At 36.4% G+C, this 11,510-nt stretch carries 13 protein-coding genes; all 13 read right to left on the reverse strand.

Features of this window, described 5'->3' with window-relative positions; genetic code table 11:
• Nucleotide 1 precedes the first annotated feature (1 nt).
• Nucleotides 2-1,210: a conjugative transposon protein TraM gene (gene traM, locus IW16_RS06660; RefSeq protein ID WP_034742675.1), complete on the reverse strand. Its 1,209-nt coding sequence runs from the start codon at nt 1,208-1,210 to the stop codon at nt 2-4.
• Nucleotides 1,206-1,559: a hypothetical protein gene (locus tag IW16_RS06665; protein WP_034741318.1), complete on the reverse strand. Its 354-nt coding sequence runs from the start codon at nt 1,557-1,559 to the stop codon at nt 1,206-1,208. The genes traM and IW16_RS06665 overlap by 5 nt, the downstream gene beginning before the upstream one ends.
• Before the next feature lies 1 nt (nt 1,560).
• The gene (gene traK, locus IW16_RS06670; RefSeq protein ID WP_034741321.1) at nt 1,561-2,175 is read right to left on the reverse strand and encodes a conjugative transposon protein TraK; all 615 of its coding nucleotides are present in this window, start codon (nt 2,173-2,175) and stop codon (nt 1,561-1,563) included.
• 54 nt (nt 2,176-2,229) lie between these two features.
• Complete coding sequence (locus IW16_RS06675) at nt 2,230-3,477, reverse strand: membrane protein (protein WP_034741324.1); 1,248 nt, start codon at nt 3,475-3,477, stop codon at nt 2,230-2,232.
• Nucleotides 3,478-3,479: 2 nt separating this feature from the next.
• Complete coding sequence (locus IW16_RS06680) at nt 3,480-4,310, reverse strand: hypothetical protein (protein WP_034741327.1); 831 nt, start codon at nt 4,308-4,310, stop codon at nt 3,480-3,482.
• Nucleotides 4,311-4,316: 6 nt separating this feature from the next.
• Nucleotides 4,317-4,985: a hypothetical protein gene (locus tag IW16_RS06685; RefSeq protein WP_034741330.1), complete on the reverse strand. Its 669-nt coding sequence runs from the start codon at nt 4,983-4,985 to the stop codon at nt 4,317-4,319.
• A gap of 47 nt (nt 4,986-5,032) precedes the next feature.
• Nucleotides 5,033-5,719 (reverse strand): hypothetical protein, encoded by a 687-nt coding sequence (locus IW16_RS06690; RefSeq protein WP_034741333.1) that lies wholly within the window; start codon nt 5,717-5,719, stop codon nt 5,033-5,035.
• Nucleotides 5,720-5,729: 10 nt separating this feature from the next.
• Nucleotides 5,730-6,398, reverse strand: a complete 669-nt coding sequence (locus IW16_RS06695; RefSeq protein ID WP_034741335.1) for a hypothetical protein — start codon at nt 6,396-6,398, stop codon at nt 5,730-5,732.
• Nucleotides 6,385-9,459 (reverse strand): TraG family conjugative transposon ATPase, encoded by a 3,075-nt coding sequence (locus tag IW16_RS06700; RefSeq protein WP_034741337.1) that lies wholly within the window; start codon nt 9,457-9,459, stop codon nt 6,385-6,387. The genes IW16_RS06695 and IW16_RS06700 overlap by 14 nt, the downstream gene beginning before the upstream one ends.
• Complete coding sequence (locus IW16_RS06705) at nt 9,431-9,745, reverse strand: DUF4133 domain-containing protein (RefSeq protein WP_034741339.1); 315 nt, start codon at nt 9,743-9,745, stop codon at nt 9,431-9,433. Before IW16_RS06705 ends, IW16_RS06700 begins: the two co-directional genes overlap by 29 nt.
• A gap of 1 nt (nt 9,746) precedes the next feature.
• Nucleotides 9,747-10,067 carry a DUF4134 domain-containing protein gene (locus IW16_RS06710; RefSeq protein WP_394332449.1) on the reverse strand — a complete coding sequence of 107 codons (321 nt, stop codon included), beginning with the start codon at nt 10,065-10,067 and terminating at the stop codon, nt 9,747-9,749.
• A gap of 134 nt (nt 10,068-10,201) precedes the next feature.
• Complete coding sequence (locus IW16_RS06715) at nt 10,202-10,789, reverse strand: hypothetical protein (RefSeq protein WP_034741344.1); 588 nt, start codon at nt 10,787-10,789, stop codon at nt 10,202-10,204.
• Between the two features lie 45 nt (nt 10,790-10,834).
• Nucleotides 10,835-11,485: a ParA family protein gene (locus tag IW16_RS06720; RefSeq protein ID WP_034741346.1), complete on the reverse strand. Its 651-nt coding sequence runs from the start codon at nt 11,483-11,485 to the stop codon at nt 10,835-10,837.
• Nucleotides 11,486-11,510 lie beyond the last annotated feature (25 nt).

Below are 11,510 nucleotides of genomic sequence, written 5' to 3' on the forward strand. Positions count from 1 at the left end.
TCTATTTTTTTTGTTGGTTTAGTGAATCTTTCAGTTGTTTTTCGTCGATTAAAAAGACGTAAGAATTGTATTTCAATTTCGCTTTGTTCTCTTTGATCAGGTTGGCAATAGATTTGGATGTTGATGTAAACAGGCTGGTTCCGATGCTTGAGAAGAATCCTTTTCCGCCGATATCCATTTGTGTGCCCTGAACCGAGTTGGTTCCCATTTCCCGCATCATATCTCTGAAAACACTTTGCGGAACGTACAATCCCTTCATCCCGTCAACATCATAAATGGAGAGATTGACAGGATAGATTTCTCCTTTGGTAAAGACCGACACAATATTGAGATTGACTCTTTGCATTGAAAACCCAGAGATTTGTCCATATAATATCGAACCTTTGCTTATTTTTTTGTTCCCGACAAAGATGTCTTCCAACAATCGAAATCTGATCCGGCTTCCTAAAAATCCTTTGTTGTTTTCATCAATCACTGCTTTGATAAAACTGTTCTCTTTTTCTTTATAGAAAGCATTGAAACCACTGTTGATTCCGGATTTGCTCACATTGAAAGTTGAATTAAGAAAATCTTCCATTTTCTCTTTATTGGACTTCAGTTTTTGTTCTGCTGCGAGTTTACTTTGGTACTCAGGATCACGGGATTTTTCTAAAGAATCCATCACGAGCATTTGTTCTTTCAGGTATTTTACAGGGTCTGGTTGGACACTTTGTGTCTTTTCTTTTGGTGTATCAGCGTATTTATATTCTTGGTTTCCGTAAGATTTGTCATTCAGCATTTTTATGATTTCTGAAGACCTGTTGTAATCTTTATCGTCCCTTTGTGATTGATTTGGTTTGTAATAGGAGGATTGATTTCCTTTTGCCTGGTATCCGTTTTGTCTGCTATTGACTGCTTTTAGTGAATCTATTTTTCTTTTTTGCGCTAATGACAACTGGTCATCATAGTTCAATAAACTGTCTTCTTCTTTGTCCAATCCACCAAGCATTGTTCTGTTATCCTCTTTTTTGAAAAAAGCATCATAAGCATCATTTTTGCTCATAATAGAATCCTGCGTATCACCCAGTGAAAGAGATAATTCTTTTGGCTTGTCTTTTTCAGAAGTGTCCTCTTTGACAAACTGCGCTCCTACGTAAGCAAAAAGAAAAAGAAACGGCAGAGCCAAAAGCGGCAAAACATATTTTTTTTCTTTAAAATTTATTTTTTTAATGTCCATTTTTTAAATTTTGGTATTGGTTAAACAGGTAGTCGATTCGTAAGCTGTCTTCTTTTTGTAAAGAATTTTGGTCTCTTTTTACTTTTAAAGACTTGAGTTCATTCACGATTTTTTCCATTTCTTTATCATTGTTGACGGGCAAATCTTGACTCATCTTACTTTTTGAATAGAGAACAGGAGGCCTTATTTTGAAAGCCGTTTCGGAAGGGAAAAAGACACCTTGAATGAGAGACCCAATAAATGAAACCGACAGTAGAATCATTGAATACGTGAAGAATTTCTTTGGATTTTGAACTGCCCACTGTAGCCATTTCTGACCCTTTTGTTTTAATGTCGTATTCATTTTAGTAAGAGTTTTTGTTTTGATTGGATAGTTCTTCGTTATTGATGATTCGCCAGTTTTTAAGAATCACACCGTGAGGATTATTGGGACTTCTGATGATATCTTCAAAGAAACCTTCGGTGATGAGCTTTCTGGTAATGACAGAGGATTTTCTTGTGATCATTTGTTTCCCGAAAAAAGAGAATTTCTTCTGTTCCATATTCAGTGCAATTGAATCGGTATGGATACTTACCATCGAACTGGAGGCGATGATCTGATTGTAAAAACCTTTTTCTTTTAAGTTGGTATATTCTTTTTTTCCGCTGTCATCAATGAGATACAATGACTTTTGAATATTATCCTTGATATAGGTATCATCTGGTGCGAGCGTGAAAAACAATCGGTGGAAAAGTTCTATCTGTGCTTTGTATTCAACAGGTCGATTCAAGAGGACATCTGTTTGCTTAGCAAGAACCGGAACCCCATTGTCTAAAATGTAAATGGATTTTCTGGAATCCTCAATCATCCTGTATGCAAAGAAAAATCCGGCAATGACAATGAAAACGGCAAAAACAATGGTTGAGATTGAAATGACCTTATTGATTTTAATTCTTTGTTCTATATTTTTGATAAGCATTTTTATTTTAGTTGTTGGTTGATAGTGTTTGGTTGTTGGTCATTCTTAAGAGATTTATTTTCCGTTTTTCATCGCTTCCTGAACTCTTCCTGATGCTGAACCTGCTGCTGCATTTTTTGCCGTAGCTGCTGCTACAGAAGCACCCCCGGTTTTAGCTGCCAATATTGCTGTCTTTGCACTGCTTGCCATTTTTCCTGCTGCACTTTTCATTTTGGTCATCGCCCCCGCCCCTCCGGCTGAAACAATACTGTCTGCAATTGTAGGGGTAATTAAAACTCCGATTCCTGTTACAACATAGGCAACACAGGTAAAGAGCTGGTTATAGATCATTCCGGAATTTGAAACGTACACCATTAAAGCGTCTAAGTTGGTAATCGTTCCGTTGGATAATAGGGTGTCATACCTTTCGATCTCCATTGTATAGCCCGATGCGATCAATTGCTGACCAATGTTGATAATGGTGTAGGCAACAAAAGTGTACAGATTGATATTGATAAATTTGGATACCCAACTGTATAATGAATTTTCAAATCCGGGAATCAATGCCATTCCGACAGCTATCGGACCTAGAATGATTAAAATGTAAGACCATATTTTTTGAATGAAGAAAATGAGATATACACAAATTCGGAGGATGGAAAGGCAACAAAACTCAATGAGTTCTGCGACTAATTTTTGCATTTGGAATTCCATTCGTATTGACCATTCTTTGATAGGCTGAATCAATTTATCCAATCCTTCGCTGATGTCATACCACGAATCATCAGCATCTTCAGTGGTATTTTCAATGACTTCCTGCTTAGCATCTTCTTCCGCTTTCAATTTTATGACTGCATCCAGTAACTGCTGCTGCTTCTTAAATCTCTCTACCCTTAAGTCGTTAACTTCTGATTCTATCTCGCTGAAAATTGAGATTCCGGGTTCGGCAATGGCCTCAAATGGCGCTTGAATCATATTGACAAATCCACTCCAGTAAACAAGGGTAAATCCGATAAGAATTGGTTTCAGCATCGGTGTGATTTCCCATTCCCTATCTCCGGCTGCCATTTGCCAACCCATGTACCCGAGGTACATTAGAGCACCTAAACCGCCTATTGCTTTTCCTACTAACGCAGATCCTGCGGCGCTATCTTGCACACTGTTATCAAGCTTTGTAAAAACCTCCATAAACCATTTCTCAAAGGCACCATCTCCTTTTAAAAATTGGAGTAGATTACTGTAATCGCCGTCTGTCTGGGCGAAACCCATGACAGGTAAAAGAATTGCTAATAAGCAAAAAGTTAATGTTATCGTTTTATTCATTTTTAAAATCGGTGTTTATAATGATTCATCATATTTTGAACAATTTGCTGGTCTGATGCCGGTGTCCACGCAGGTGGCAAAGCATAATTTGAATGGTTTTTCAGAATATTCTTGTAATCCGTAAGAATTGTTGTCTTGTTGTTGTGCTTCCTTAATTCCTTTACAAATTTTCTCCATCTGATAAGGGTTTCGTGGTACATAATGAACCGTTTTCCTCTTGGCATATCCATACTTCTGGACATTGAATATTTTTCTTTGATGAGATCAAGTTCTTCCTGAAGTCTCGTTATTGTACCTGTAGTACTCAATGTTTCAAACGTTTGCTGGTCTTTCAGCCTCCATTCTAGAAAATTTTGCGGTGTAATGGGGAATTCGGTAATGGGTTTTAGCATTCGTTTGTAGTACAATAACCAAAGAGGATCGGCATCCACCGTAGCGGACGTCCAATGGGCAAAATCCTGAACACTTCTTTTATGAATAGTGTCTGAAGCTGCTTTTATTTTTTTTGCTTCTTCCTCCTGAAACTTCAATTGAGCAAATCTTTGATTTTGCACCCCTGTCGGTTTTAATGGTCGAATGTCTTCCCCATCTTTATAATCCCTGTTGATTTTTGGAGCCCACATTCCCCAAACCGTGGCGTAAGCAAAATTGGTTTGAATGCCTAAAAAATATTTTGGATAAGGCCTCCAATCTCCCCAATCTTGAAAGACCATTCTTTTATGTTGAGCAACAATGGAAGGGTCATTTAATCTCTTGACGCTGACTTGTCCAAACAGGGAAATTGCAATCAAAAGAAATTGAAATAGACTGATTTTTTTTAGTAGATTTTCCATAATGTTTTAATTAAAGAGGTAATGGTATTTAGTGATGATGTCGCCAACAATGGCTTTGTCTATATTGATGTAATTGCGGAGAACCGGAACCTGGTACAGATAAGGGATCTTCTTGGCATTCTCTAACCGTAAATTGATGTACAAAATGTTCCCATTGATATTTCTGACACGGGTGAAGATCTTTTCAATCAGCATTTCTCTATCCATTGCATCCATCAGAAAATCTTTGTCTTCATTGAGAATATCTTGGGTAACTTCCTGCTGAAGCTTCATTGTTTGCTTACCTATCTCAACATAATATTTTGAAACCAAGACGGAATATTCAGGATGCTGCGCAGATAGATCCAGCATTTTATTGGAGTTCGTCACGATTTTACCGAGATATTGATAGAGGTAGATAAGTTTTTTACTCTGGGTAAGCGCCGAGTTGACATTTTTCAGTTGTTGATAGATGTACTCCTGAATCGCTATGATCTGCGTGATTTTATTGTTGATATCATCATACAGTTCTTTTTGCTTTTCATAGGAATCCAAAAAAGTTTGTTCGCTTCCTAACCGAACACCGTGGTTTATGGTGATTTGCGAAAGGAGTTTATCATTAATTACTATTTGCTGGCTTTTTACAGATGCAACAGAGAAGAATAAAACTCCGGAAAAAAATATTTTTTTGCTCATATCATTACTATTTTTTTGTTATGGAATTGCGAATCTTCGATTTCATTTTAGAAAGATTTGATGTTATCCATTATGCTTTCAACTACTTGCTTATCCCTATTGACATAATATTGAAAGGCTCTTTTGTTACGTTTTACTTTGGCTTTAATATCCCTTATCTTCAAAAGCATATGTGTGGAATTTCTGCTTATCGCCTTTACTTCACCCAAAGCATAGTCTAATAATACTTTACGTTCTGATTTTTCCATTTGGTTGATGGCTCCGTAAGACAAAATGATTCCGGTTACCAACCGTGTTACCATTTGCAGATCATCAACAAACTGAACCTGAGAAGGCAAAACGGCTATAATGGAATAGGGAGCATCGTTTATTTCATTGATAATAGCAGTCTGATTGTTTGTTATTTTAGTTATTTCCCTGCTCATTGCTATTCCGGTGGGTATAGCTTGAATGGCAAATGAAACAATTCGCAATCTGTCCTGAACTTTGGTAATCTTTTCCTTGAATTGGTTCCATTGGGCTCTGTTGGCAGTTTCTACTGTGGCATTTGCTGTTTGTTTTTGCCGCATTTCTTTTTGCCTGTCGTGTTCTTTCATCGTGGCATTGATTTCTATATCCATCATCGGAAAGGAAACATTTTCCTGTTGCCAAGCAGGTGTAGAGCTACCACCGGAGGATGTCAACATAAAATAAACAGCGGGAATAAATAGGCTTAAAAGAATTCTTTTTTTCATAAAAAAAAAATTAAAAATTCCGTTTGTACCTGTTCATTATGTTTTCAACAATCCCTTTGTCGGTATTGATGTACCCTGCAAATGGATTAATGGAATTCCAGAATCCTAATCGATTGGCTTTTTCCAATCGTAATTTTATCGCCAAAAGCCAAAGCTTTAGATTTTTCACATTACCGGAAATATTATGAAGGATTTTGTAGCGGTCTCCTGCAGTAGCAAGATTCAATTCTCCGGATGCGAGAATATCAGATACATCGGTCACGATCTTTAGACTTTGCTCATAGGTTTTTTGTGAAGCTTTCACTCCGAATATTGCATATTCAGGATGTTCTGATGCTAGTTGTACAACCTGCGATGAATAATTGTAACACTTATTGAGTTCCGAGTAGATCTCCTGCACCTGAATACCATTTTGCAGTGTCCCGGAAACTTCTTTTAAGCCCTTCAGAATTTTATTCTGAATATCGTTAGCTGCAACCATCTGTGTTCCGACCCAGGTTTGCGCATCTTTTAACTTTGAAGTTTCCTCAATAACTTCGTTTTGTTTGGCTTTCAGATTTTCAGAATAGAGAATCATTGCTGCCGTTACTGTGGGATCGATATAGGTGTTTTGAGCCAATGCCATTGTCCCACAAAGTGGGAAAAGAAGCATTACTATTTTGAGACTAAATTTTTTCATATAGCTCTTGTTTTTGGTTGATTAATTCTAAAAAACTGAGATTAAGGTCTTCTAATTCCTGTGAGATGACTTTGAAAACATTCTTCCCTTTGTGTTCTTTTTTCATCATTCTGTAGAAAGAATTGATTTTATCATCCAATGGATTTTGATATAAGTTCACTAGTGACACTAAGTTTTCCAGACTGTCTCCGAAGGTTTTGAGATCACCGACTATTCTGCGCAGGGCTTCATCATAGTTTCCATATTGATGAACATAATATTCAACAGCGGATTTCTCCGGTTTTTCTGTGGTATAGGTAAGATATTGCTCCAATGAAACCTCATTTCCATAGACCTCTCCTTTAGAACCTCTTTTCAAATAAAATTCCTTGAAGCGACTTCTACCGAACTTATTATTTAGATTATTGATGGTAAAAATCTTGTTTCGCTCTACTTTATTGAGTGAAAGCAGTGATGCGATCTTGTCGAAATTGTCCTTGAATTTGGTTTGGTCAAGCAATATAAAAGTGTCCGAATTATTGATGATGGAATCTTTAACCACTGCATTTCCTATAATATCATCCAGCTCCTGCGTTACCACTACGGCTTCTCCCCAAAATTTCCTTACGGTTTTATATAAGTAAAGGATGTAGCCTCCCATCAATTTACTTGCAATGGCTTTCCACGCTTCTTCAATTATTAAGGCTTTTCTACGCTCTTTTCTAAGCCTCATTTTCTGAATGAAAGTATCCATAATAATGAGCGTCACGATCGGAAAGAGTTTGGGATTATCTTTTACGTTGTCAATTTCAAAAACGATGAATGTTTCATCAAAAAGCGTATTATCTGCACTTTCATTTAAAGTGGTTCCGTACCTTCCGCCTTTGTAAAAATCTTTCAATACAAAGAGAAATGTTCTTAGATTAAATTCCTTCTCAGTGATTCTGTGCTTTCGGTTGTTTAAATAAAGGGGGAGAAATTGATCGCAATAATCATAAAATCCATTAAAGGAAAGCTCTTTCGTTTCTAATTTTTCCTCTAATTCAATGATTTTCTTGATAATGGCTTTTCTAAAGGAACTGTACCAATCTTCAGGCGTTTTGGGCAGTTTGATAATTTCATTTGATTTTATAAGAATCAATTGGGTTTCATTATAGATTTTCCTTTTTTCTTCATCATTCAAAGTTTCATAAGCTTCATAAACTTTGTAAAATTGTTCACTGTCATATTCGGGATTATTAACATTCTTATCGGGATGATAAAATTTCAACAACTTTCTTCCCGCATCTTTCACTTCGTCAGAACTTGCATCGAAGGTAATTCCCAAAACATCATAGTAAGTACGTTTACCGTTGGATTCATTCTCATATTCGGTATAAATATCTGATTCATGAATATTATATTTACCTAAATACAGCATCAATTCTTCAGAACTTTTATTTTCAAACCACTCGGTTCCAGAGTTGAAGTATTGATGATAATAGGACATCAGTACATTATCTAGTATAGACTTTTGTGCGGATGACATTGCAGCATCGGGACCTTGCCAGATCAAGAAAATCAAATTGGTTAAAAATTCGATTTTTTCGATATTAAATTCTTTTTTATCCATCAGAAAAGGATTCATTGTGATCGGTTTTTCTTCGGTATATTGAATGTATCTTCCTCCTTTGTATTTGCAGGTTCCTGAATAAGAATCTCCTGTATCAACAATAACTACATCATAATTGTAAGTCAAATATTGCTCGATGATATTATTCATTAAAAAACTCTTACCTGATCCGCTGGGTCCGAGTACGAATTTATTCCTGTTATTAATTCTTCCTGTTTTCATTGGTAAATCCGAAGGGTCTATTTTTAGCGGAACACCTTGTCTGTCGGTAAATCTTAGGTAAAAGTTCGATTCTTCATTGACTGGGTAACTTTCTTTAAAAAAAAAACACAAGGCCGCTTCGCTTGTCGTCATAAATAAATCGTATTCTCGAAGTTCTGTTCCATTACCCGGAATGGCTGATCGAAAGAGTTCTAATTGATTGTAGGCATTTTTAGAAACAATGATTCCTTTTGTGAATAATTTATTTTCTATCATCGACTGAATGTTCTCCATTTTCTCCAAAGTTTTTGCGGAAAATAAAATCGAAAAATGAGCATTCACAACAAGTTGCCCGTCAATGGCTATATTATGAAGCAGGGTCTGAATTTCGTCTGCAATGATGGCATTGGAAGGAGAATTATTGGCTGCCCCTTCGTGCTTTTTCTTCTTTTTATCCAGCTCCCTTTGCTGTTGTGCCTGAAGCGGAATCGTAATGATCTGGTTATAGATAATCGTTTCGTAGTCTTCCACTTCATTAATAAAACTAAAATTATCAACCGCCGTTTCAGCTGCCGCACCGTTACCGCCGAGAACAGAATAAGGTTCGATTTCTGAAGGCAGATCAATATTTTCTACATCCACGTAAGAGATGTTCTTCACAAAACGGTTTCCAATCTGTAAAAATTCGTTGGTACTTTTTATGTTATCGAAAATTGGAGATTCGGAAAACTGCATCGACAAAACACCAGAAATGTAATATTCAAAATCTTTCTCAAATAAAAACTCTGGTTCACAGTCATTCTGTTTTAAAAGCATCCATACTTTTTGACATTTATCCCGAAGTTCTTTATAGCTTTTTTCTGAAAAATCATAGTGTTTATTTTTCTTTTTCAGTTTATCATCAATAATATCCGTGAAGAACAATACCGTTTCTATGGTTTTGAAAAGCCTTCCGTCAAAGTGTTCTGAATATTTCTGTTGTAAAAACTGGTTGGATTGCTCTGCGGTATATTTCTTTTTAGAGAAAATATCGAGCTTCTGAACGATTCTTCCTTCTCCAATGATCGACACTACCTGATTTAAAACCGTGTGAAAATTGAGATAGCTATCCGGGTCTGCCGAATACTGTTCTACAATATTTTTTATCCTTATGCCAATGATAGGATTCCCGTACTGTCCGAAAAGTACATCAAAATCCCAATTGAAATCCTTTCCATGATCATATCCGATAAAAGGAATGCTAAATGCTTGTTTTTTTGTTGTTGCCATTCTTTAGAAGTTTATTACTGTCTAATCTTTTTGGAAAAATTAAAATCTGATCGAAGTTTTTGGTCTTGTCATAAAGACCATACTTATCCTGTCTTTTGAAAATGAAATAAACACCTCCTGCGGTGACTACAAGACCTAGTAAAGAGCCTAATAGACCGAACTTCGAGAGTACCAATGCGGAAATGACCCCGGCTCCGATAACACCGACTGCATAAAAGATGTATTTCCCTTTGAGTCCGAAGAATACAAGGGGCTTTTTAAGCCCCTTGTAAAGGTAGAATCCCATATTAGGCAAAGAATGCTGTTACGAATTCCGGAACTACAATCAGGAAGATCATTGCCCCTCCATAACCAAGGATCTCTTTGTTGACATCCTGATCACCATTCGTCCATTTGTTATACACTCGTAGACCTCCGATGAAGCCGACCAATCCACCTACCGCTTTTAGAATAAGCTTAACAGGATCCCAATAATCTCGGATATCACTTGCTGCGTTAGAAATGGCAGTTGCACCACCTTGGGCAAATGCGGGAGTTATCGCCATAATTGCCAAGGCTAGGGTTAGAACCTTTTTTGTTGTCACTTTTTTTGTGAAAAAATTTTTCATCATAATTCAAAAATTTATAAAGGGTTAATAATCAATTGAGTGTTAAATTTTGGGCATAGGAGTCCCGGACAACGGATGTTAATCCGTTGTTAAGTCTAATAATCAGCATGTTAGCTATTGTTTAAGTTGGCTAACTACATCGTGGATTGATAAACTTTGTATCCGTCGTAGTTCGCAACCATTTGAACCAAGGTTTCAGAAAGATTAAGCATCGCCTTCCAATCTTTTATTCTGGAAGTTTCCTGGTCTGCACTAACTGTAATTGGGTTTTCGCGAATCACTTCGTTAGGTTTCTGATTTTCCTTTTCGGCTGATATTTTTTCCGTCTGGTCAAAATCTACTTCGATTGTTTCAGCTTTTTCAGGATATGATTGGTTTTCGATTTCCGTGGAATCTTTTTTTAGTGCAATGCCCGGTTCATCCAGATCTTGTTCAGATTCAAATATTTCCCTCAAATACTCCAGATCTTGTCGTTCTTCGTTTCCTTCAGTGATATCAGAATGGATTGCATCTTTATTAAAGGACTTGGGAGTGTTGAGATTTTCTACATCTTCAATCCCTACATTTTTAGTAAGATCTTCGTACTGTTCAGAAATTTCGGACAATGAAAATTCCTCCGTCTCTTCTTTATAGATTTCTTTTTTCAGAAACAGATCGTATAAAATATTTCCGGCGTAATACGTCAGATAAACAGCCAAGATGCAAAGCGAGATTTTTATCATTTTTACTGAGGTTATAGAGATTAATACTTAGGTATATTTTTTATTTCAAAGGGTGATCTTCAATGTTTGATTAATATATTCTATCAATTCATCGAAAGATTTTCTTACCCCATATTTTTGTTCGTAGGTCAGCTTTCTGGTATCAATCTTTTGTAGACAGTTTTTTTTGAATACAGGATTTTCCAGTAGCAATCCGAATTTTTTCAGCTCAATATCCATTCCTTCCTGATTCAGATACTTGTAGCCTTTATCATACTTGGAACGGATAAATACTCTTTCAGCCTCACTTTCCAATAGTCCCAGCATATTGATAAAGACCAATGTGGACTTGACAGAAACATCTGAATACTCAAACGGGATCACGATAAAATCACTGTAAATGAGCAGATCGCTATATTTCGCATCGAGTGTTCCTGCCAAGTCAAAAAGGTTGATGTCATCGCTATCTTTTAAATTAATGAGGGTCTCAAAGTCTGAAAATGGCTGTTGGTCATCATCGCCAATAATTTCCACTTCATACAATTTCGGACTTTCCGATAATTCATCATCTTTCCATTTGTAGTAAAATGATTTCTGATAATCAAAATCAAAAACATTGATTTTCCTTTCCGAAATTGCCGAAATGTAATTGGCAAAAGCGATGGCTAAAGTTGTTTTTCCGGTTCCTCCTTTTTGTGTAGCAAATGTGATGATCATTGGATTTAGTTTATGTTTCTAACTG

Origin of the sequence: Chryseobacterium vrystaatense (assembly GCF_000737765.1) — a bacterium.
Taxonomy (GTDB): domain Bacteria; phylum Bacteroidota; class Bacteroidia; order Flavobacteriales; family Weeksellaceae; genus Chryseobacterium; species Chryseobacterium vrystaatense.

What these genes read in the sequence shown, in the direction of transcription:
- traK (WP_034741321.1), bottom strand. Translation starts at nt 2,175, where the DNA reads ATGCTTATCAAAAATATAGAACAAAGAATTAAAATCAATAAGGTCATT.
- IW16_RS06665 (WP_034741318.1), bottom strand. Translation starts at nt 1,559, where the DNA reads ATGAATACGACATTAAAACAAAAGGGTCAGAAATGGCTACAGTGGGCA.
- IW16_RS06710 (WP_394332449.1), bottom strand. Translation starts at nt 10,067, where the DNA reads ATGAAAAATTTTTTCACAAAAAAAGTGACAACAAAAAAGGTTCTAACC.
- IW16_RS06690 (WP_034741333.1), bottom strand. Translation starts at nt 5,719, where the DNA reads ATGAAAAAAAGAATTCTTTTAAGCCTATTTATTCCCGCTGTTTATTTT.
- IW16_RS06695 (WP_034741335.1), bottom strand. Translation starts at nt 6,398, where the DNA reads ATGAAAAAATTTAGTCTCAAAATAGTAATGCTTCTTTTCCCACTTTGT.
- IW16_RS06685 (WP_034741330.1), bottom strand. Translation starts at nt 4,985, where the DNA reads ATGAGCAAAAAAATATTTTTTTCCGGAGTTTTATTCTTCTCTGTTGCA.
- IW16_RS06675 (WP_034741324.1), bottom strand. Translation starts at nt 3,477, where the DNA reads ATGAATAAAACGATAACATTAACTTTTTGCTTATTAGCAATTCTTTTA.
- IW16_RS06715 (WP_034741344.1), bottom strand. Translation starts at nt 10,789, where the DNA reads ATGATAAAAATCTCGCTTTGCATCTTGGCTGTTTATCTGACGTATTAC.
- IW16_RS06705 (WP_034741339.1), bottom strand. Translation starts at nt 9,745, where the DNA reads ATGGGATTCTACCTTTACAAGGGGCTTAAAAAGCCCCTTGTATTCTTC.
- IW16_RS06680 (WP_034741327.1), bottom strand. Translation starts at nt 4,310, where the DNA reads ATGGAAAATCTACTAAAAAAAATCAGTCTATTTCAATTTCTTTTGATT.
- IW16_RS06720 (WP_034741346.1), bottom strand. Translation starts at nt 11,485, where the DNA reads ATGATCATCACATTTGCTACACAAAAAGGAGGAACCGGAAAAACAACT.
- IW16_RS06700 (WP_034741337.1), bottom strand. Translation starts at nt 9,459, where the DNA reads ATGGCAACAACAAAAAAACAAGCATTTAGCATTCCTTTTATCGGATAT.